We start from the raw sequence: 22652 nt of genomic DNA, 5'->3' as shown, positions 1-22652 counted from the left end.
TTCATCTATTCGAAGAGGCTATTATGTATGTTCTCGTTTCCACGTAGGCTTGCCCCGTTTACTGTAGTGCTTGCCACTTCCCTTATGTTGACTGCCTGTAATGAAGAATCTGTACCGGATCCGAGATTGCAGGCACCCTTAGTCCGTGTTACCTATCCTCAAAAAGTAGAACAAGAGACGCGTACTTTTACCGGTATCGTTGCGGCACGAGTGCAGAGTGATGCTGGTTTTCGAGTACAAGGCAAGGTCTTGGAGCGATTCGTTAGCGCAGGCCAAACTGTGGTGAAAGGTCAGCCTCTCATGCGAGTGGATCCTATTGATTTAACTCTGCAAGCAAAAGCTCAAAAAGAAGCCGTTGCAGCTGCAAAAGCACGAGCACAACAGGCTCAGAGTGATGAAAAACGCTACCGAGAAATACTTAAGAAAGGATTGATTTCAGCGTCTGTTTACGCAAGCTATAAAGCTGCTTCAGATGTCGCTAAGGCAGAATTAAGCGCAGCTCAGTCACAAGCAGATGTCGCTTTTAACGCTTCTAAATACAGTACGCTCATAGCAGACTCAGATGGCGTGGTAATGGACACTTTTGCTGAACCAGGTCAAGTTGTCGCTCCAGGGCAAGCGGTGGTTCGTATAGCACATGCAGGTCAAAGAGAAGCGATAATCTACCTTCCTGAAACGTTAAGACCAGAATTAGGGTCAACAGGTAGAGCAACTCTTTATAACCCAAATGGTGAGCAAGCATTTGTTTCTGCGACATTACGACAGCTTTCTGATGTGGCCGATAGTATTACTCGAACATTTGAAGCACGTTATGTGTTGAGTGGTGCGTTAGCTAATGCACCACTTGGTGTCACTGTGAAAGTTGAATTGCCTAATACTCGCCAGCCTAATGACACTAGCTTTAATTTACCGATTGGAGCCCTGTACGATAATGGTAAAGACACAGGCATTTGGGTTATTGAAAATACTCAGCAATCTCCTCAAGTTGCATGGCGATCTGTTGATGTGCAACGTATTAGTGCTGAGACGGTAAATATATCCGCTAATATTAAATCTACAGATCAGGTTGTTGCTCTTGGGGCTCACCTTTTAAGTGACAATGAGACGGTAAGAATTAGTAATGGGCAACTGTCTTCAGTAAAGGATGGTAACGTTAATGAGTAAGTTTAACCTTTCAGCTTTAGCGGTACGAGAGCAGTCCGTTACTTTCTTTTTGATTCTTCTAATCTCCATTGCTGGGGTGATTGCTTTTCTAGGTCTTGGTCGCGCTGAAGATCCTCCTTTTACCGTCAAAACAATGACCATTGTGAGTATGTGGCCAGGCGCTACCGCTCAGGAAATGGAGGAGCAGGTTGCTGATAAAATAGAAAAACGCATGCAAGAGCTGCGTTGGTATGATTATACCAGTACTTTTACTCGTCCAGGTCTTGCTTTTACCACTGTTCAGTTGAAGGATAGTACGCCGCCCGCAGATGTTCAGGAGCAGTTTTATCAGGCTCGTAAAAAAGTAGGTGATGAAACCAGTAATTTGCCATCAGGTGTTATTGGGCCCTTTGTGAATGATGAATATGCAGATGTTACCTTTGCTCTTTATGCCTTGAAAGCACAAGGAGAGCCGCATCGTAAATTAGTCCGTGATGCGGAAGAGTTACGTCAGCGTTTGTTGCATATCGAGGGTGTCAAAAAGGTAAACATCATTGGAGAGCAGGCAGAACGAATTTTTGTGTCGTTCTCACATGATAGGTTGGCGACTTTAGGGGTTTCTGCACAAGATATTTTTTCTTCTCTTAATAATCAAAACTTGTTAACGCCAGCTGGTTCTATTGATACCAAAGGGCCGCAAGTTTTTATTAGATTAGATGGAGCGCTCGATACTCTAGATAAGATCCGAAATACCCCAATAGTCGCCCAAGGTCGAACACTCAAATTATCTGATGTTGCGAGTGTTACTCGAGGTTATGAAGACCCCGCGACTTTCTTCGTTCGTAACAATGGCGAGCCCTCGCTTTTACTTGGCATTATAATGCGAGACGGATGGAATGGATTGGATCTAGGGGAAGCGCTTCAGGAAGAAGTGAAAGCGATTAATGGTGAGTTGCCTCTTGGTATGACGCTGTCAAATGTGACAGATCAATCGGTAAATATTAGCGCTTCGATTGATGAGTTTATGATCAAGTTTTTCGTCGCTCTGTTGGTCGTGATGCTAGTTTGTTTTGTTAGTATGGGCTGGCGAGTCGGTATTGTGGTTGCCGCTGCTGTACCTCTTACATTGGCGTTTGTGTTTGTCGTCATGGCGGCAACGGATAAAAACTTTGATCGAATTACGCTTGGCTCCCTCATATTGGCCCTTGGTTTGCTGGTGGATGATGCCATAATTGCCATCGAAATGATGGTGGTAAAAATGGAAGAGGGCTATAGTCGTGCACAGGCTTCTGCTTATGCATGGAGTCACACTGCAGCGCCTATGCTATCGGGAACATTAGTTACGGCCGTTGGCTTTATGCCAAATGGATTTGCCCGTTCAACAGCTGGTGAATACACCAGTAATATGTTTTGGATCGTGGGTATTTCTCTTATTGTATCTTGGCTTGTTGCTGTGATTTTTACGCCTTATCTAGGTGTAAAGTTATTGCCTAATATCGCTAAAGTTGAAGGTGGTCATGCGGCTATCTATGATACGAAAAACTATAATCGATTCCGCCAAGTTCTAACCTCTGTAATCAGTAAAAAGTGGTTGGTAGCTGTTGTCGTTGTTCTACTTTTTGGTACGGCGGTAGCTGGTATGGGGGTAGTGAAAAAACAATTCTTCCCAACATCTGATCGTCCTGAAGTCTTGGTTGAAGTTCAGATGCCTTATGGTTCTTCAATTAAGCAGACCAGTGGATCTACGAAACTAGTTGAAGAGTGGTTGCTTAAACAACCAGAAGCAAAAGTCGTAACATCATATATTGGTCAAGGCGCACCGCGTTTTTACTTGGCTATGTCTCCTGAATTGCCAGATCCTTCCTTTGCTAAGATTGTTGTATTGACTAGCAATCAGGATGAGCGAGAAGCCTTGAAAAATAGGTTACGAGAAGTGGTTGCGAATGGTTTGGCTCCTGAGGCTAGAGTTAGGGTATCGCAATTGGTTTTCGGGCCATATTCTCCTTTCCCTGTAGCTTTCCGAGTTAGTGGTCCAGATATAGATGTGTTGCGTTCTATTTCTTCTCAGGTAAAAGATGTCATGAATGACAGTCCAATGATGCGAACAGTTAATACGGACTGGGGAACGAGAATTCCGACCATGCATTTCAAGCTTGAGCAAGATCGATTGCAGGCACTAGGATTAACAACGAGTAGTGTGTCTCAACAATTACAATTCCTATTGTCGGGTATTCCGATCACCGAAATACGAGAAGATATTCGTACTGTACAAGTGATGGCTCGTGCCGCCGGTGATATTCGCTTAGATCCTAGCAAGATTCAGGATTTTACTCTGATTAATGCATCCGGTAGTCCAATTCCGTTATCGCAAGTGGGCTCTGTTGAGATACGTGAGGAAGAACCTATCCAACGAAGACGTGATCGTGTTCCAACCATGACTGTACAAGGTGATATACAGGATGACCTTCAACCACCAGATGTATCATCGCATATTTACAAGCAGCTAGAGCCAATTATAGCTACGTTGCCATCAGGTTATAAAATAGTGATGGCGGGAAATATTGAAGAATCAGGGAAAGCAACTAAAGCGCTACTTCCTTTATTCCCAATAATGATTGCACTTACTTTGTTGATTATCATGTTTCAAGTCCGCTCGATTCCATCAATGATCATGGTGTTTGCAACCAGCCCACTTGGATTGATTGGTGTTGTGCCTACTTTGTTGGCCTTCCAACAGCCATTTGGTATCAATGCTTTGGTTGGTCTTATCGCACTGTCCGGTATATTGATGCGAAATACATTAATATTGATTGGTCAAATTGAGCAAAACTTGGAAGATGGGCTGGATAGTTTTAATGCCGTTATTGAGGCGACGGTACAGAGGGCTAGGCCCGTATTATTAACCGCTTTGGCGGCAATTCTAGCCTTTATTCCATTAACTCACTCAGTCTTTTGGGGGACGTTAGCTTATACCCTGATAGGTGGAACATTGGCTGGAACGGTTTTGACTTTGGTCTTCCTTCCTGCCATGTATGCGATTTGGTTTAAGGTAAAACCTGTTAAGTCAGTGGCGCATGTAGAGTAATCTACCTTCCTTAACGCCCATTACCGTCTTGTCATTTCTTCTATATTTGAAGTGTCGGCAAGAAGGTAATGGGCGTTTTTTATTCATATGAAGAATTATTTTCTATAACTATTAACTCGCTGTGCTATCAACCTGCATGGCGATTTTTTTAGGTTGTAGGCCTTATTAATTTAATATGATGTATATCATTTTTTAGTGAAAAATAAAGCATTTATGCATGCTTTATTTGTTTTCAAGTAAGCTTTTTAGTGATGCTTTTACGATAGCATCAGCTAATTTTGGGTCATCCACGGCTCTGGCGATAGTGAGTGTTCCAATCATGGTTGCCACTATCGATAATGCTCGCTCATGGGCTTCTGGTTTTCCCCAATCGTCAGTTTGACGTGCTACTAGGTCAACCATTTCTTTTACGCGCTGTGTTATTACATGGCGAATATCATCTGATTGGCGGCTTGTTTCTGAGCCAAGTGCGCCAATAACGCAACCTGTCTCACAGGAATTAATGTGAGAGGATGACAAATAGGTTTCTAAAAGTTTGGTTAGCGATTCTTGCGGTGGTACCGATGAAACGCTATCCGCTAAAACAGCGAGAACATCCGTCCCTGCTTTGCTAGCAGCCTCTACTAGCATGGCTTCTCTTGAAGGAAAATGCGCATAGAACCCGCCATGGGTCAGACCTGCTTCTTTCATTATGTCTGCAACACTGACGCCGTCGTATCCATTTCGCCGTATCGCTTTTGAAGCCGCTAAGACGATGCGTTCGTGTGTGGCTTCTTTCTTATGATTTGGCTTAGTTTTCTTCATAGTTTCCCCTAGTTTTATGTCGATTATCATAATTGATAAATGTTTAAAACGCCACATCATGTCTAACCTTGAGTCGTGACACGGATTGGTTATTTTAATTTATTCAGTAATCTCAATTGGTTAGAGTCTTTTAACGGATTATTGATAAAAAGCTTCGTTTTTTGCGATAGACAATGTTGGAGTTATAAAATATGATAATCGTAATATTTTTTAACTAAAACTAAGATAAAGGTGTTAAACATGAATATTGAAAATGCGGTTGTTTTGATTACTGGCTCAAACAGAGGGCTTGGTCTTGTATTTGCTCAAGAGGCCCTGAAGCGTGGTGCAAAAAAAGTCTATGCGGCAGCGCGAAACCCAGAAACGGTGACTCTTGAGGGGGTTGTTCCTGTAAAGCTGGATGTAAACAGTCCAGAAGATATTGCTAGAGTTGTGAAAGAGTGTGGTGATGTGACTTTGCTCATTAACAACGCATGTCTCTTTAGTTGAGCCCTCTTTCACTAGAACAAATCTTGATATAAGTGCACCTAGCACCGCCGATAAAATTTCAGCTTACGAACACGAGCTAAACCTTTCTTCGGCAGCAGTTGCAAAAAACGTAAAAAATGCTCCAGAACCTGATGGCGTCGCAAGCACAGTCATTGAAGCGGCTCTTGGTAAATGGAAAATGCGTCATACACCCGCAGGTGAAGCGTCTTTATTAAGAAAATTACGTCGCTTTATGCCGGCAGGCCCTGTTGATAAAAGTTTGCGCAAGGCATTTGGGTTAGGTTGATTCATTCGTTTAAATACTTTGATGTTTTTTTCATCTAGTTCATAAAGACAGGCAAAGGTCTCTTCGTCTGTCTTTGTTTCAAATGTTGATCGTTAAGTGCTTGGAATGAGCACGCTGTCAAAAAAGCGGATGATGCTTTTGTGATCATCGAGCGGCAGAACGTCTGCCACATATTGATCCGGCCGAACGATGATTATGCAGCCGTTTTTCTTGTCTATTCCTCGTTTGTCATAGAACGAGTTCTCTTCACAAAGAGCGCTGTAGACTTTTTCATAATCCTTTAACCCGTGGCAGCCTTTTGATGGCTGTAAAAGCGAATGAATATCGGCTACTTCTATTTCCCGATGAGGTACTTGGAAGACAGCTTGCACATTGATTATGGCATCGATATCTGCATCTTTTGGTGTAAAACGCTGGATAGGAGATGACGGGTTGTTTTGTAAAAACTCGCACAGGGCTTTAACTTTGCAAGTATCGCTCATAAAGCTTTGCTCTCCTGCAAAGGCGAGAATGTGCCAACGACCATCGGCTTTCATACTGTGACCAAGATGTACCGGTTTTGCATCAGCGTGGTGAGTTACTTTGGCAGAATGAAAACGCATACCAATGGTTTGTCCTGTTGCTAAACCTTGATGTTGTCCAGACGATACCAAGTCTGACTGCGGATAGTGAATGGCGGTACCAGCGGTGAAGCGACCAAATTGAACAAAGTATTGCTGAAAAGCGATTGGATCAACACCATCCGGATTGGTTGCAGATTTAGGTTTGGCGCTAAACATTTTCGAAAACTCGCGATCGAAATCGATTAATTGCTGAGCCACAGTTTGTCTTTCGAAAGAATAAGACTGCAGTAATTCTGAATTTGCTCTTCCTGTTAGTACATGGGCAAGTTTCCAGCCTAAATTCCATGTGTCATTAACCGAAGTATTCAGTCCTTGTCCCGCTTTTGGGCTGTGAGTGTGGCAAGCGTCACCAGCTAAAAATACATGAGGTAATCGACCATCTTCGGCGTCATCAAATGCGGTAGTAAGCCGTTGGCCGATTTCATACACGCTCCACCAAGCGATTTCTTTCACCTCGATGGTGTACGGATGCATGATGCGGTTTGCTGCAGCAATAAGGTAATCGGTTGTGATTGATTGCTTGCTGAGTCGTTCATTGTGTTTTAGTTTGTCCAGCTCTATATACAAGCGCACCATGTAACCGCCTTCGCGTGGAATGATCAGCATGTTGCCTTCATTACTGGAATGAATCGCTGATTTTAGGCGAATATCAGGAAAGTCGGTTACTGCCAATACATCCATAACGCCCCATCCTTGATTGATAGAGTCGCCGACCAATTCACGGCCAATGGATTTACGTACTGTGCTCCGAGCACCGTCACACCCAACCACGTATTTGGCTTTAACCGTCTCGATCACGCCAAGATGTTGAGAGTCTAAACGTTCAAACGTCAGTGTCACCGGGTAATCTGTGACTGTTGGATCGACTTCAAGATTGAGTAGTTGGCGGGAGTAATGGGGAACGACTTTCCCTGGCCCGTGGCGCATCACATCAAGAAAGGCGTCATGCACTCTGGCTTGGTTGATGATGACATGAGGCATTTCAGATAAGTCATCTTCCACGTCTTGAATTTTGCTACTGCGTGCAATTTGCTCTGGTTGTTCAGTATTAGGTTTCCAAAAAGCGGTTTCGTTTACCCAGTAGGCTTCTTGCTTAATTTGATCTGCGAAGTCATAGGCTTCAAACATTTCCATGGTACGACAAGCAATACCATCTGCTTGACCTACTAATAAACGATCGTCTTTTTGTTCGACAATACAGGTAGAAATAGAGGCAAATTTCGACAATTGAGCGGCGATATTGAGCCCTGCAGGACCACAACCCACAATCATTACATCGACTTCTGATGGTAGTGGATGTTTTAAAGGCGGAGCGATGACTCGATCTGCAGGATCGGTAATTTTAGGATCGCCTGGGTGAAAGCCTTGTTGATAAAATTGCATGGATTGTCCTCTTATTATTGTCTGTGGCTGGCTATTAGAAATTAAAATATTTGCTGTCTGGAATAGAAATGACTTTAATGTATTCAAGGTATAAGTAAAAATAGATTTTTATCTCAAGACTAATAGAAAACGCATAGATGAACCCTAACTTATTGAAGCAATTAGCCATTGTTGTGAAACAGGGCTCTCTTAGTCGAGCTTGCGAACAGCTGTATATAACTCAGCCAACATTGACACGTAGTATTCAGCAGTTGGAAATGAGAGTCGGTGCACCAGTGCTTATTCGAACGCGTTATGGCGTACAGCCTACCGAAATAGGTGCAAGATTAGCGCAAATTGGCGAAAGGATTTTGGCTGAAACAGAACAAGGCGAAGAGGTCATTCGACAGTTTCATAGCGGCTATCATAATGAATTTGTGATTGGTATTGATCCGCTTTGGGAATTTGCCACGGTAGAGCAAATGACCGCCTATTTTATGCAAGAAAAGCGTTATGTCTTTCACTTTAGGACGGGCTCCGCGGCCGCGCAGATTGAGTTATTACAAAAGGGTGAACTCGACTTTTTATTGGCGCCTGCGCACCTTACAGTTAAGCAGGGGGCGCTCGATAGACAGTTGTTGTTTCGAGATCGCTCCGGTGTTTTTGTTGGGAAAAAATCGGCTCTTAGAGGAGGGGATACCGTTATTTCTCAAGAGATTTTGGAGAAGCAACACTGGATAGCGGCAGGAGCAAATGCCGGCTTTCTTGATCGGCCTAGTGAGATTATCGGGCTCAAAGCTGCCAGCATGGCGTTTACGGGAAGTATTCGCTCTGTTTTACACCTTTTAAATACGTCCGAGGTATTGGTTCGTCTACCTGCTCGTTTAGCCTTAATGACTGGGGTGGTTGAAATTGATCAATTGATCAAGGTGCCAGGACCAAAAGGGCCAAGGCGAGACATCGCGCTTTGGTCAAGAGTGGATAATTTGGAGCGCCCTGAGTGCATGAAAGTTCATGAATTAATTCGTGGTTTTATGCAAACACTGGACGACACTGTATCGACATTTGAATTGGACCTGTGACCTAGTTAGGGCGCCGGTTGCTGACGATAAAATTGGCACAGTAGTCGGTAAACATCAGGCATCTCTTTTTTCATCATTTTAGGATCTTCAAAAAAAGTTTCGCTGCATACCGCGAAGAACTCGGCAGGATTAGTTAAAGCATATTCATCGAGCGGCAGGTGTTTATGATGCTGCCAATCCATTCGTAGGTGTTGGAATGATTCTGTGAATATGTCGTGCCATTCGCCAGGCTTCATGTCAGGGTGCATAGGCGGAGCGCCATTTGCGCCATCACGAAGCATATCTAATTTGTGTGCGAATTCATGAATGACTACATTACTGGCTTTGCCATGACGTGCATGAGCGCCCGTTTCAAGAATGGATTCCCACGATAGAATCAAGGGCCCTTTCTGCCATGCTTCGCCGCTTAGCCCTCGACCTTCAGCGTGTACGACACCATCTTCACTTTGATAAGGATGGTTGGTGATAAAGTCACCTTCGTACAAAATGATGGTTTTACAGTGGTCGTACCAATCTAAACCGAGGTGCAAAATAGGCACACACGCCATAGTGGCAAGTTTTAGGCACATGGCCTCGGTGAATTGAAAGTCGGCACCAGAAGTGACGCCTTTACGAGCAAGAAAATGAAAACTCATATTTCGAAGTTTATCGCGTTCGATGCCTTGGTAACGGCTCATAACGGGCCAATCAGCGATGGCGGATTCCCATTGCTCTACTGTAAATCCCATTGCTTTGATTTGTCTTTTTTCTAGCCAATCGTTAAGCTTTTTGAACATGGTATTTATCTCGGTTAAAGCAATAAATTCTTTCTATATTTTGTGTGATTTTAGTCGTGCAACAATATCATGTCTTCAATTATGATATGTACTAGAGAGTCATTTTAGCGACGATGGTGAGTGTGAAGTGTCCTTAAGCACAATCTCTCCTTAATTCTTATGAATTCCTCCGACTTTGTAGGCTTAATCTCTTACGAATTTACTTATATTATAAGTGTCAAATATATGACGTCATCCTTATTTCGGGGATTGGTTAAGTCCAATTAAGCAACGAGAGAGCTTCTTTTGAAATTATTTACTTCTTTATCTAACATGCGCGCCAATTCATTTTGGCTGATCAAGCATTCCTTAATAACATCCTTGTTAATTAATCTAGTAGGGCATGTGCAGGCAGAGGAATCCGATGTAAAAGTAGATTCTGTTCCAGTGACCGAAAACGTTCAACTAGAGCAGGAGTCAAAAGGGTATGCTTTTTCTAATCAAACTGTGATTGAGATGGCGAAAGAGTTAGCTAAATCCCCAATGAAGCCAGCTGAAAAAGCACCGCAAGCTTTGACCGATATGGATTACCCTACTTATCGACAAATTAACTTCCAGCAAAACCAAGCCGTTTGGGGAAAATCTCTAACAAAATTTTCAGTTCAGTTATTTGCTCCTGGTTTTATATTTAAAGATTTAGTGTCCATTGACGTTGTTGAAAATGGTCGTGCTTTTCCCTTGAATGTATCGTCGGATTCTTTTTCCACTCCGAACCCTGAGATTAGTAAATTGATATCTCAGGTTGGTAAGTACGCTGGATTACGCTTGCACTATCCTCTTAATAAAGCAGATATGAATGATGAGTTTGCAGTCTTTCAGGGCGCTAGTTACTTTCGTGCAATTTCAAAAGGTCAGTCTTATGGATTATCAGCGCGTGGCCTTGCGGTAGATGTGGCGCAGCCAAAGGGTGAAGAATTCCCTATGTTCAAACAGTTCTGGATTGAACGTCCATCATCAAGCCAAGATGCTATTGTTGTTCATGCCTTGTTAGACAGTAAAAGTGTGACAGGCGCGTACCGTTTTGGTATCTACCCAGGAAAACCAACCCGTATCGATGTAAAAGCGACATTGTTTCCAAGAATGGATTTGAAGAATGTCGGTATAGCACCTCTGACGTCGATGTTTATGTATGACGATATGCTCGATGTTTCTGATGTTCCTGATTACCGCACTGCTGTTCACGACTCTGATGGCTTACAGATTTTAACCGGTAAAGACGAAATGATCTGGCGACCTTTGAACAACCCTAAATCTCTACAAGTCAGTGCTTTTAGTGATGCTTCACCAAAAGGCTTTGGTTTGATTCAGCGTCATCGTAATTTTGAAGACTATCAAGATCTTGAGGCTAGTTACCATACTCGCCCCTCTGCTTGGATTAAACCAATGAATGATTGGGGAGCAGGGCACATAGAGCTAGTTGAGATTCCTTCAAATTCTGAAACAAATGATAATATTGTTGCGTATTGGCAGCCAAAAGAGGGTTTTAAGAAAGGTGAATCTTATACTTATCAATATTTGATGACTTGGTCTAACGATACACCGGTTTCTCTGGATTTGCCTCGTGTTGTTCGTAGTGCCAAAGGAGTGAAGCTATTCAAAACAAACCCAGAGGTGGTAATTGATTTCAATAAAATGCCAGATGTTAATATTGATGATTTGACCATTGATGCCAGCATAAGCAGAGGAAAAATACTCGAAAAGATAGCAGTGAAAAACCCTCATAATAATGGTGTGCGTGTTTACGTTTCTTTTGACCCGCAAGATGTGGATTTGGCTGAGCTAAGAGTTCAGCTTAAACAGGGAGAAACTGCAGTGGCTCCTACTTGGTTGTATCGTTGGACGAAGGAATAATTATGTTAAAGGATAGCGCTACAAAACTAGCATTGCCGCAAGCTGCGCCTTTGGATATGCCGCGTCATACTGTTGATGAAGAGTCTCAAGCTCGTAAGAAACGGCTGCAAAGTTTTGCTTTTACAACACTTTTTGCTCGCTTGTTTGTTTTGGTGGCTACTGCAGGATTGTCTTGGTACGGTGCCACTGAAATGTACAGTGTGCTAAATACCAATGCGATTGCTGGTCTACAGTGGGCTTTCTTGGTTTTATTTTGTATTAACTTTACATGGATTTCCTTTGCGTTCTCCCAAGCTACGTTAGGTTTTATTTTTAAGTTGTGGCCATTTGCGTTCGCTCGTAAAGAGCAAGATGTTGAAGGTGTCACTGCTATTTTATTGCCTGTTTATAATGAAGACCCTTTGCGTATTCGTGCCAATATTCAAGCCATGCATGAAGACTTGATGAAACAGGCTCCGGGTAAATTCGCATTCTTCATTCTAAGTGATACCAATAGAGCAGATGCGTGGATGGCTGAGGAACAGGCGTTTCGTCCTTTGCTAAATGACGACGCGGCAGCTTGCCCTATTTATTACCGTCGTCGTTACAATAATGCCGAACGTAAGGCGGGTAATATTGCTGAATGGGTGACTGGCTATGGTGCAGATTATGAATGCATGATTGTATTAGATGCCGACAGCCTTATGGGGGCAGATTGCTTGATTTCACTGACTCGTCGTATGGCGGCAGAACCAGGTTTGGGCTTGATTCAAACTTTGCCAACGATTATTCGTGCCAACACTTTATATAGTCGCATTCAGCAGTTCGCTAACCATTGTTTTGGCCCTATTTATGCGTCTGGCTTGGCGGCGTGGCACGGTTATTCTTCTAACTTCTGGGGACATAATGCCATTATTCGTACCAAAGCCTTTGCTGATGCTTGTGGTTTACCCGTATTAGAAGGTAAAGCACCTTTCGGTGGGCATGTGATGAGCCATGACTTTATGGAGGCAGCTTTATTACGCCGTGCGGGTTGGGGCGTACGTTTTGATACTGATTTGACCGCCTCTTATGAAGAAGCACCGCCATCACTAGTAGATGTCATTGTTCGAGATCGTCGTTGGTGTCAAGGTAACTTGCAGCACAAGGCGTTTGTCTTTGCCAAAGGGTTCCATTTCGCTACGCGTTTGCATTTAGTGTCAGGCATTATGTCTTATCTAAGTGCTGTTTTCTGGTTGATGTTGATTGTGGTTGGTTTTGCTTTGGCGGTTCAGGCGTACTTTGTTCGTCCAGAATATTTCGCCAATCCATCTTTATTTCCAACGTGGCCGGTATTTGATTTCGAAAAAGCACGTTCTTTGTTCATCTTATCCATGGCGTTGGTGTTAGCGCCAAAAGTCTATGGTTGGATGTCGGCTATGTTGAATTTTCGACGCTGCATGCAATTTGGCGGACCGATCTTACTGACATTGAGCACCTTAGTAGAGACAGTGCTGTCAGCTTTGTATGCGCCGATTCTGATGTTGTCTCAATTCCAAGTTGTTTATGATGTCTTTAAAGGCCGCGACAGTGGTTGGAAGCCTCAGTCTCGTGATGACGGCGCAACTTCGTGGAAAGTCGCTGCTCGCGCGCACTGTAGCCATACTTTATTGGGGTTAGGGTTGGCGAGTGGGGCGTTATTCTTAAGTATCGAATTGTTCTATTGGTCTTTGCCAATTAGTTTTGGCCTGATTTTGTCTATTCCATTATCGTGGATTAGCGGCGGTGCAAAGCGTGGCAATGTGATTCATTATTTAGGCCTTATGCGCGCACCAGAAGAAAAGCGTCCACATGCCATTATTAATATGCAAAGCCATTACGACGCAGCGCAAAGTGATTTGAATTTTGATTACGCTTCGTCTTCTCTGAAGCGTTTATCATCTGATGCAGCGTTATTCTATTGGCATCTTGCTCAAATGCCAGAAGACGAGCCTAATAAAGAGTTTTCTCGTGCTTGGATTTGTGCCGAATGGCAAATTATCAACAGCGAGAATATTCAAAGTCTGTTAGATCATCTAAATGAAAAAGAATGCCTAGCCATTTTGCAGCATCGAGAGCTTATGGCGGCAATGGAGAAATACTTGCCTGAAAATGAACGTGCGAGTAAGCAGGCTGAAGCGATGGTATTAGCTTAGTTTTAGTATGCGGCACAGCGAGAAACAAAAGTATGCTTTTCGTTGTGCTTAAGTTGATCAAGTCATAAAACTGATGTTATGAAAAATTGCAAAAAAGGGAATTCACTTAACGGGAATTCCCTTTTTCTTTTAGCTGTCTTATTTATTCTGGGGGCAGGTTTAGTATCTGGAGTTTCCTCCCCGTTCACCATAAGGCTTGCTGTTACGGAAGTGCTTTGTCTTACCATGTTCAGCGGCTTTCAGCGCCTGCTTCTCGCGAACGCGTTCTGCGTCTTCCATACTTAGCTCTGCTGGCTTACGAGGTGTTTGGCCTTCTGGGATAATGCGTTTTCGTGGTGGGAGTTCGAATTGCTCAGAGGACACTCGTGGTAGGTTTTTAAACTTATAAAGGTAGAAGATTTCCACTTTCTCCCGTGCCCAGTCAGTTTTCTTGAGAAACTTCATACTGGATTCAATACTGGGGTTTGTCTTGAAGCAGTTGATATTTAGGTAGGCATAAAGAATCTCAAAACCATAGTGATCAACTATCTGGGTGAGAAGTTCTTGTAATCCCAGACCGTGTAGAGGATTGTTTGTGTAGTTGATCTCATCGTTCATAAAAGTGTCCGGTAATAAGTCGAAATATTGAAAAGCGCTCTGAATGGGTCATCATACCTGCGATGCATTGAAAGTAAACGAGATCTGATCACATAGCTGTTAATATTAGTTGGTATTATGAGTTTAGTTATTAAGAGGTAGAAAGTAATGGTGCACATTAAGCAACCTCAATTACTTCTCACAGCAAGCGAGATGGGTATGGCGGATAAAGCCGCTGTGGTGGCAGGAGTTCCTGCTATGGATTTGATGGCCGCAGCTGGAAAGGCTGTCGCCGATGCTGTACTTAATCGTTGGTCTAAATGTTCTGTACTAGTGCTTTGTGGGCCTGGGAATAATGGCGGTGATGGTTTTGTTGTCGCTCAGTTACTACGATCCGTTGGCTGGCCCGTGCGGTTGGCTTTTATGGGTTCTGTTGAAAAATTCTCGCCTGAAGCCAAGCATTTTTATCAGGCTTGGCAAGGTGAAGTTGAAGAGTATTCGATTGATCTACTAGAGCAAACCGATTTGGTTATCGACGCTATGTTTGGTGCGGGTTTGATTCGCCCTTTAGAAGGCAAGGCTCGCGACATGGTTGATGCCATGATTGAGCGTGAGATACCAATTTGTGCGGTGGATGTTCCTAGTGGCGTTGATGGCACTACAGGCGCTGCGTTTGGCAAGGTTGCTGCTGCAGAGTTAACCGTGACTTTCTTTCGTAAAAAGCCGGGGCATTTATTGTTTCCCGGTCGAGGCTTGTGTGGTGAGATTGTCGTTGCTGATATTGGTATTCCTGTCACTGTGCTGGGTGAGTTAAAGCTGCAAACTTGGGAAAATAGCCCTGAGCTTTGGTATCGAAATTATCCTTGGCCACGATTAGATGGACACAAGTTTCATCGCGGACATGCGTTGGTGTTTGGCGGTGAAAATATTACGGGGGCGAGCCGTTTAACCGCTCGTGGTGCTATGCGAATGGGCGCGGGTTTGGTCACCTTAGCTGTGCCGATAAAAGCATGGGCTGTGTATGCCACTGCGATGACTAGTGTGATGGTGGCTAAGTTAGAGCAGAGCCAAGAAGCGGAAGATTTTGAAGAATTGTTATTAGATCCGCGTCATAATGCTATTGCAGTGGGGCCGGGTGCTGGTTTGGCTGGCTTTGAAAGCATTCGTACGCGAAAAATTGTTATGACGGCACTTGCTACCAATCGTGCAACAGTATTGGATGCCGACGCACTTAGTGCCTTCGCCAATGATCCGCAAGTGCTTTTTGACGCCATTACTGGTCCTTGTGTAATGACGCCTCATGAAGGGGAATTTGCTCGGTTATTTCTTGATGTTAATAAAAGCCACTCTGACGACAAGCTAACGCGTGCTCGACTTGCTGCCAAACAAAGTGGCGCTGTCGTGGTATTAAAAGGCGCTGATACAGTGATTGCCTCTCATGATGGTCGAGCGATTATTAATTCAAACGCTCCTGCAGATTTGGCAACCGGTGGATCAGGAGATGTATTGGCAGGCTTTATCGTTGGATTGCTTGCTCAAGGTGTTGAGCCTTTTTATGCCGCAGCGGCTGCGGTTTGGCTGCATGGTGAAGTCGGCAATGAGGTTGGAGCAGGGCTTATTGCCGAAGATTTACCAGACCATCTTCCGAAAGTGCTGGCGGCTTTTAAGAGGCAATACTTCAGCGCTTAAACATGATTTTTTAGATAAAGCAAAAAGGCCTTGTTTGCTCTCGTTATTTAAACGTTTGCGGGACAAGGCCTTTTTTAATCTAGCGTTCTAGATTGGTAGCTGAATTAGCTTACCATTTTATGAGGGTCGATAACGAATTTCTTCGCTGCGCCGCCATCGAAATCTGCATAACCTTGTGGTGCTTGGTCAAGTGAAATCATTTGTACGTTAACTGCTTTTGCAATGTCGATTTTATCAAACAAGATGGCTTGCATTAGAGCTCGATGGTATTTCATTACTGGACATTGACCAGTATGGAGTGAATGAGATTTCGCCCAACCTAGACCAAAGCGCATGCTTAGGCTGCCTTGTTTTGCTGCTTCATCAGTAGCACCTGGATCTTCTGTTACGTACAGACCTGGAATACCAATTTGTCCACCAGCGCGTGTCATTTGCATTGCAGAGTTCAATACGACAGCAGGGGATTCTTGGTGGTGGTTACAACCACAGGCATGAGCTTCGAAACCCACACAATCGACAAAAGCATCGACTTCGCGGTCACCAAGAATCGCTTCGATTTTATCTTGAATATCGCCTTCTTGAGTAAGATCGATAGTTTCACAGCCGAAAGAACGTGCTTGGTTAAGACGGTCTTCCACCATGTCACCGACAATGACACAGGCTGCACCAAGTAGGTGAGCAGATGCTGCAGCGGCTAAACCAACAGGGCCAGCGCCAGCTATGTAAACCGTAGAGCCTGGACCCACGCCAGCCGTGACACAGCCATGGAAGCCAGTTGGGAAAATATCAGACAGCAGCGTGAGGCTTTGGATTTTCTCACGAGCTTGGTCTGCATCGGGGAATTTAAGCAAGTTGAAATCGGCGTAAGGCACCATGACATAGTCAGCTTGACCGCCAACCCAGCCACCCATGTCCACGTAACCATAAGCCGCACCGGGGCGAGCAGGGTTCACGTTTAAACAAATGCCAGTTTTGCCTTCTTTACAATTACGGCAGCGACCGCAGGCAATGTTAAAAGGTACGGAAACTAAGTCGCCAACCTTGATGAACTCTACGTCGCGGCCACATTCGATGACTTCGCCGGTGATTTCATGACCGAGTACTAAGCCTTTTGGTGCGGTTGTTCGGCCACGTACCATGTGTTGATCACTGCCACAGATATTAGTGGTAACGACTTTTAGAATAACGCCATGATCACAACGGCGTTTGCCAATCGCGAGTTCAGGGAAGGGGATGGCTTCGACTTTGACAGTGCCATTACCTTGATAAATAACACCTCGGTTTGCGTAATTATGCATATAGACATCCTTTTTTGCAGTTGTTTTTGTTGTGTGCACGACTGGTTATTTTGTCACCAGTGAAAAAAAGAATAATCCTTTATGCGACATAAAAGCATGCTGAAAACGACTTAAATGCAATGGATTCTCATTGTTCCTTATTTTGTCCCTTATTTTGTCCTCTATTACGATTATTAAGCATACGTATTAATCAACACATCCAGCATGGCGGCAGCAGCGATGGAGAGATTAGATCTGGGTTGGCAAATCACGCCGACGCGTCGACGAATTTCGGGTTCTATTACTGGTCGGCAGATTGCGCCTTGTTCCATGGCTTGTTGTCGGCATAACGCAGGGACAACAGCGACGCCCATGCCCTCGCTAACCATGCGTCCCACGGTGGCAAGTTGGTGCGCATCAAAGGCGACGTTGAGTTCGATTCCAGCTTCTTGAAGTGTATTTTCTATCATAGTACGCACGCTGGAAGGGCGCTGTAAGGTGATGAAGTCGTATTTTAACAGGGCTTGCCAAGCAATCGTTTCTTGGGTTTCCAGTGGGTGATCTTTGGGTAAGATGGCGATGAATCTGTCTTCATAAAGGGGATGGAAAGACAAATCCACAAGGTTACTTGGTTCGAAAGAAATCCCCAGTTCTACTTGGTTATTACGGACCATTTCGACTACTACATCGGATAACACATCATCAATGGCGACCTGAATGCTCGGGTAGGATGCATGGTAATTACGAATCGCTTTTGGCAGCAATGACGCTGCAAACGACGGCATGGAAGCAATGGTTATTTTCCCCAATTGCAATGCAAAGCGTTGCTTCATTTCGTCTTCGGCGTTTTCCCATTGCGCTAACAATCGTCTGGCTAGTGGCACTAGGGCTTCGCCTTCTGGTGTTAAGGCTATATGGCGTGTTGTGCGAGTTAGTAACTTCCCTCCTAAATTATCTTCTAAACTTTTAATCGATAGGCTTAAAGCTGGCTGTGATAAATGCAGCTGAGTGGCGGCGCTGGCAAAGCTCATTGACTCGGCAACAGCGAGAAAAGCTTTCACTTGTTTGACGTTCATTTAAAAATACTTCTTTGTGATTATTGTTTTGAAAAACTTATTAATAAATAGAAAAAACAAATTTAATTAATTTATGTCCTTAGGTCAAACTGGCTGGAAGCTAAAAATAACAAATTAGGAGAAGAACTATGGCCGGTTTTGACAAAGTCGTCGCTTCTTATGAAGAGGCCATGATCGGGTTAGAAGATGATATGACGCTACTGGCTGGCGGTTTTGGCCTGTGTGGTATCCCTGAAAACCTGATTGCTGAAATCAAACGCAAAGGCACAAAAGGTTTAACTGTTGTGTCGAATAACTGCGGTGTGGATGGTTTTGGCTTGGGGATTCTGCTGGAAGACAAGCAAGTGCGCAAAATGGTGTCGTCTTATGTTGGCGAAAATGCCTTGTTCGAAAAGCAATTATTGAATGGTGAATTAGAAGTAGAACTCACCCCACAAGGCACGCTAGCGGAAAAAATGCGCGCTGGTGGCGCGGGTATTCCCGCTTTTTACACCGCTACTGGCGTGGGTACGCCTGTCGCGGAAGGCAAGGAAACCAAAGAATTTAATGGCCGTGAATACCTGTTGGAAGAAGCCATCGTTGGTGACTTCGCCATCGTTAAAGGCTGGAAAGCTGACAGATACGGAAATGTCATTTATCGCCACACCGCACAGAACTTCAATCCTTTGGCCGCAACCGCTGGCAAAATCACCGTAGTAGAAGTCGAAGAGATCGTTGAAGTCGGCGAGCTTGACCCCGCACAAATTCATACCCCAGGCATTTATGTGGATCGAGTGGTGCTCGGTACATTTGAAAAGCGCATCGAAAAAAGAACCGTTAAGGCAGCAGAATAAAATAATAGAATAAAAAAGAGGTTTCTTATGTCACTTACTAGAGAGCAAATGGCCCAACGTGTTGCCCAAGAATTACAAGACGGTTTTTACGTCAATCTTGGTATTGGTATTCCTACCTTGGTTGCCAATTATGTACCGAAAAATATGGATGTCATGCTGCAATCGGAAAATGGCTTGCTTGGTATGGGCGAGTTTCCTACCGAAGAAACCATTGATGCAGATCTGATTAACGCCGGTAAACAAACGGTTACCACTGTGAAAGGCGCGTCGATTTTTTCATCCGCTGAATCCTTCGCCATGATCCGTGGTGGTCATGTGGATTTGACCGTGTTGGGTGCTTTTGAAGTGGATGTAAATGGCAATATTGCTTCGTGGATGATTCCCAATAAGTTAATCAAGGGCATGGGCGGCGCGATGGATTTGGTCGCTGGCGCAGAGAATATTATCGTCACCATGACTCATGCTTCCAAAGACGGTGAATCAAAGCTGCTGTCTAATTGTTCTTTACCACTAACTGGCAAAGGTTGTATCAAAAAAGTCCTGACGGATTTAGCTTGGTTAGAAATTGAAGACGGCGCTTTTGTGTTAAAAGAAAGAGCGCCGGGGGTTTCAGTTGAAGAAATTATTGCAAAAACTCAAGGTAAACTCATTGTGCCCGATCATGTACCTGAAATGGCATTTTTATAGCAATAAACAATAGTAATAAAGAATAAATAATAGCAATGAACAATTAATAAAAACTATAGGAGCTGTCTTATGAAAGCCGTTATCGTTGCTGCTGCAAGAACACCTATCGGTGCTTTTAATGGCACTTTATCTTCGTTGAGTGCGGTGCAATTAGGTACTCAACTATTGTCAGGCATGTTAGCCAAACAACCCATTTTAAAAGATCACATTGAAGAAGTGATTTTAGGTCAAGTACTGACTGCCGGCTGCGGTCAAAACCCAGCTCGCCAAACAGCTATTCATGCAGGATTGCCAAAGCAGGTTTCTGCTATGACGATTAATAAAGTCTGTGGCTCTGGTTTAAAAGCTGTGCAACTCGCTGCGCAAGCTGTGTTGAACGGTGATGCCAGCATGGTGGTCGCTGGCGGACAGGAAAGCATGAGTCAAGCCGCTCATGTATTACCCAATAGCCGATCAGGCAAAAAAATGGGCAATTGGGAGCTGCTGGATTCCATGGTGACAGATGGTTTATGGGATGCGTTTAACGATTATCACATGGGCCAAACGGCCGAAAATATTGCTAACCGCTGGGATATTAGTCGCCAAGAGCAAGACGTATTTGCGGCAAACTCTCAACAAAAAGCTGTACGAGCGCAAGCGGCAGGGCATTTTGTTGAAGAGATCCTGCCCATTTCGGTTCCTCAGCGCAAAGGCGAGCCCGTTATTGTTGATACGGATGAGCAGATCCGGCCCGATACTACAACTGACTCTCTTGCCAAATTACGTCCCGCATTTGTCAAAGACGGTACTGTTACTGCTGGTAATGCATCGTCTTTGAACGATGGTGCTGCCATGGTGATAGTGACATCGGATGTTGAAGCCAAACGTTTGGGCTTGCCGATTTTAGCCGTCATTGAAGCGGCAAGCGGCGCGGGTGTTGATCCTGAAATCATGGGAACGGGTCCTATTGCCGCGACTCAAAAAGTACTCAAAAGAGCCAATTGGCAAGTGTCTGATTTGGATCTAATTGAAGCCAATGAAGCCTTTGCTGTGCAGTCACTTTGTGTCAATAAAGAACTTGGTTTGGATGCTAGTAAGGTAAACGTGAACGGCGGCGCATTGGCTCTTGGCCATCCTATTGGTGCTTCTGGTTGTCGAGTTCTGGTGACATTACTCCATGAAATGCAGCGTCAGGGTCTTAAAAAAGGTTTGGCCACTTTGTGTATTGGCGGCGGAATGGGCGTTGCTATGTTGGTTTCTCGTTAAAAGATTTTGCTAAAAAATATGTCATTAATAAGCGTAACAAAGTGATACAGCAGAAAGAGGGCCCTTAGTTAGTTTCTCTTTTTTGCTTTCGCTTTTCTCGTCCAATAAAAAATATAAAAAACAGGATAAAACTGATGAATACTCTCGAACAAAAACAAACAGGTTTACAAAAAGTAAGCCAATTCTTCGTTACCTTGTTACAGCGTTACCTTCCTGATCCTTTTATTTTCGCCATAGTCTTAACATTTGCTGTATTTTTATTGGTGATGCCGAGTACCGGACAAGGGCCAATGCAAGTGGTGAATGCGTGGGCTGGCGGCTTCTGGAATTTACTTAGTTTTTCGATGCAAATGGCAATGGTCGTAGTAACAGGGCATGCCATGGCAAGTGCGCCAGCATTTAAACGTAAACTGGCTATGTTGGCAGGCGTGGCAACGACGCCAGGCCAAGCCATTATTTTAGTCACGGTAATCAGTGCGATGGCGTGTTGGGTTAACTGGGGCTTCGGCTTAGTGGTGGGTGCTATTTTTGCCAAAGAAATTGCCACTCGTGTAAAAGGCGTTGATTATCGTTTATTGATTGCTTCTGCTTACAGTGGCTTTTTGTTCTGGCATGGTGGATTGTCGGGTTCTATCCCCTTGTCTATTGCGGGTGGTGCGAATATAGAAAAGGTTACAAATGGTGCTGTGATGGGGCCTATTCCAACCTCTGAGACAATTTTCTCAACGATGAATTTAACGATTCTGGCGGTGATGTTTATTACGATTCCATTATTGAATCGTTTGATGCATCCAGCACCGCAAGATACGGTTACAATTGACTCTGAATTATTAAAAGAGCAAGTCGTTGAGACCCCAAATAAAGCAGATATGAGTCCGGCAGAGCGTCTTGAAAACAGCCGTGTTTTGTCATTGCTTTTAGGCGCGATGGGCTTTGCTTATATTATTTATTACTTTGTAAATAATGGTTTTGCTCTGAACTTAAACGTCGTGAACTTTACCTTCTTGTTTTCAGCTGTTTTGCTTCATGGAACACCAAAAAGTTTGTTGAACTCTGTTTCTCAAGGAGCGCGTAACTGCTCTGGTATTCTGCTGCAATTCCCATTCTACGCAGGGATTATGGGGATGATGACAGCAACGGGAGATTCTGGTGCGTCGTTGGCTGGGGTGATTTCTCAGGCATTTGTTTCTATTTCTAATGAAACTACTTTCCCTTTATTCACCTTTTTGAGTGCTGGTATCGTTAACTTCTTTGTTCCTTCCGGCGGTGGCCAGTGGGCGGTGCAAGCGCCAATCATGATGCCTGCGGGTGCTGCGCTAGGCGTGGATGCTGCGAAAACGGCCATGGCTATTGCTTGGGGCGATGCATGGACAAACATGATTCAACCATTCTGGGCGTTACCTGCATTAGCTATTGCAGGGCTTGGCGCAAAAGATGTAATGGGTTATTGCTTGATGGCATTGATTGGATCAGGTGTGATTATTTCTCTTGGTTTTTTGATTTTTTAAGAGACCTCACTATTAGATGAGTTTGCCAATTTTTTATTTGGTATGAAGAAAAGCCACTGTCTAACACT

17 protein-coding genes are annotated in these 22652 nt (G+C 44.1%); 11 read left to right on the top strand and 6 right to left on the bottom strand.

Going from position 1 to position 22652, the window contains the following annotated elements:
- The first annotated feature begins 27 nt into the window (after positions 1-27).
- Both CYL31_RS14720 and CYL31_RS14715 read left to right on the top strand, forming a co-directional pair.
- Positions 28-1164 (top strand): efflux RND transporter periplasmic adaptor subunit, encoded by a 1137-nt coding sequence (locus CYL31_RS14720; protein ID WP_212915947.1) that lies wholly within the window; start codon positions 28-30, stop codon positions 1162-1164.
- A complete protein-coding gene (locus tag CYL31_RS14715) occupies positions 1157-4228 on the top strand; it encodes an efflux RND transporter permease subunit (protein WP_212915946.1) in 3072 nt (1023 codons plus the stop codon). Before CYL31_RS14720 ends, CYL31_RS14715 begins: the two co-directional genes overlap by 8 nt.
- A 222-nt stretch (positions 4229-4450) precedes the next feature.
- Here the strand turns inward: CYL31_RS14715 and CYL31_RS14710 are convergent, their stop codons facing one another.
- The gene (locus CYL31_RS14710) at positions 4451-5032 is read right to left on the bottom strand and encodes a TetR/AcrR family transcriptional regulator (RefSeq protein ID WP_212915945.1); all 582 of its coding nucleotides are present in this window, start codon (positions 5030-5032) and stop codon (positions 4451-4453) included.
- A 240-nt stretch (positions 5033-5272) separates the two neighbouring features.
- Between CYL31_RS14710 and CYL31_RS14705 the strand changes: the two genes are divergently transcribed.
- Positions 5273-5521 carry an SDR family NAD(P)-dependent oxidoreductase gene (locus tag CYL31_RS14705; RefSeq protein ID WP_212915944.1) on the top strand — a complete coding sequence of 83 codons (249 nt, stop codon included), beginning with the start codon at positions 5273-5275 and terminating at the stop codon, positions 5519-5521.
- Between the two features lie 378 nt (positions 5522-5899).
- On the opposite strand, the gene CYL31_RS14700 is transcribed toward CYL31_RS14705, so the two are convergent.
- Complete coding sequence (locus tag CYL31_RS14700; protein ID WP_212915943.1) at positions 5900-7813, bottom strand: FAD-binding monooxygenase; 1914 nt, start codon at positions 7811-7813, stop codon at positions 5900-5902.
- 137 nt (positions 7814-7950) lie between these two features.
- Here CYL31_RS14700 and CYL31_RS14695 point away from each other — a divergent pair, with 137 nt between their 5' ends.
- The gene (locus CYL31_RS14695) at positions 7951-8874 is read left to right on the top strand and encodes a LysR family transcriptional regulator (protein WP_212915942.1); all 924 of its coding nucleotides are present in this window, start codon (positions 7951-7953) and stop codon (positions 8872-8874) included.
- 5 nt (positions 8875-8879) lie between these two features.
- Here CYL31_RS14695 and CYL31_RS14690 read toward each other — a convergent pair whose 3' ends face one another.
- Positions 8880-9650, bottom strand: coding sequence for a M90 family metallopeptidase (locus CYL31_RS14690; protein ID WP_212915941.1), 771 nt, complete (start codon positions 9648-9650; stop codon positions 8880-8882).
- Positions 9651-9935: 285 nt separating this feature from the next.
- Between CYL31_RS14690 and CYL31_RS14685 the strand changes: the two genes are divergently transcribed.
- The gene (locus tag CYL31_RS14685) at positions 9936-11540 is read left to right on the top strand and encodes a glucan biosynthesis protein G (RefSeq protein WP_249411600.1); all 1605 of its coding nucleotides are present in this window, start codon (positions 9936-9938) and stop codon (positions 11538-11540) included.
- A 2-nt stretch (positions 11541-11542) separates the two neighbouring features.
- Positions 11543-13693 (top strand): glucans biosynthesis glucosyltransferase MdoH, encoded by a 2151-nt coding sequence (mdoH, locus tag CYL31_RS14680; RefSeq protein ID WP_212915940.1) that lies wholly within the window; start codon positions 11543-11545, stop codon positions 13691-13693.
- A 159-nt stretch (positions 13694-13852) separates the two neighbouring features.
- On the opposite strand, the gene CYL31_RS14675 is transcribed toward mdoH, so the two are convergent.
- On the bottom strand, positions 13853-14290 hold the full coding sequence (locus CYL31_RS14675) for a VF530 family protein (RefSeq protein WP_212915939.1): 438 nt from the start codon (positions 14288-14290) through the stop codon (positions 13853-13855).
- Between the two features lie 147 nt (positions 14291-14437).
- On the opposite strand from CYL31_RS14675, the gene CYL31_RS14670 reads away from it, so the two are divergent.
- On the top strand, positions 14438-15958 hold the full coding sequence (locus CYL31_RS14670; RefSeq protein ID WP_212915938.1) for an NAD(P)H-hydrate dehydratase: 1521 nt from the start codon (positions 14438-14440) through the stop codon (positions 15956-15958).
- A 104-nt stretch (positions 15959-16062) separates the two neighbouring features.
- Here CYL31_RS14670 and fdhA read toward each other — a convergent pair whose 3' ends face one another.
- Both fdhA and CYL31_RS14660 read right to left on the bottom strand, forming a co-directional pair.
- On the bottom strand, positions 16063-17256 hold the full coding sequence (gene fdhA, locus CYL31_RS14665) for a formaldehyde dehydrogenase, glutathione-independent (protein WP_212915937.1): 1194 nt from the start codon (positions 17254-17256) through the stop codon (positions 16063-16065).
- Between the two features lie 173 nt (positions 17257-17429).
- Positions 17430-18311 (bottom strand): LysR family transcriptional regulator, encoded by an 882-nt coding sequence (locus CYL31_RS14660; protein WP_212915936.1) that lies wholly within the window; start codon positions 18309-18311, stop codon positions 17430-17432.
- 128 nt (positions 18312-18439) lie between these two features.
- Between CYL31_RS14660 and CYL31_RS14655 the strand changes: the two genes are divergently transcribed.
- The 4 genes from CYL31_RS14655 to CYL31_RS14640 all read left to right on the top strand — a co-directional run bounded on the left by CYL31_RS14655 (position 18440) and on the right by CYL31_RS14640 (position 22584).
- Complete coding sequence (locus tag CYL31_RS14655) at positions 18440-19144, top strand: CoA transferase subunit A (RefSeq protein ID WP_212915935.1); 705 nt, start codon at positions 18440-18442, stop codon at positions 19142-19144.
- A 27-nt stretch (positions 19145-19171) separates the two neighbouring features.
- Positions 19172-19831 (top strand): CoA transferase subunit B, encoded by a 660-nt coding sequence (locus CYL31_RS14650; RefSeq protein ID WP_212915934.1) that lies wholly within the window; start codon positions 19172-19174, stop codon positions 19829-19831.
- Between the two features lie 69 nt (positions 19832-19900).
- Positions 19901-21076, top strand: a complete 1176-nt coding sequence (locus tag CYL31_RS14645; RefSeq protein WP_212915933.1) for an acetyl-CoA C-acetyltransferase — start codon at positions 19901-19903, stop codon at positions 21074-21076.
- A gap of 134 nt (positions 21077-21210) precedes the next feature.
- Positions 21211-22584, top strand: coding sequence for a short-chain fatty acid transporter (locus tag CYL31_RS14640; protein WP_212915932.1), 1374 nt, complete (start codon positions 21211-21213; stop codon positions 22582-22584).
- The last annotated feature ends 68 nt before the right edge of the window (positions 22585-22652 follow it).

Source organism: Marinomonas sp. A3A, assembly GCF_018336955.1.
Classification (GTDB): Bacteria; Pseudomonadota; Gammaproteobacteria; order Pseudomonadales; family Marinomonadaceae; genus Marinomonas; species Marinomonas lutimaris.
The sequence above is the reverse complement of the archived record's forward strand: the minus strand, read 5'-3'. Positions and strand labels throughout refer to the sequence as shown.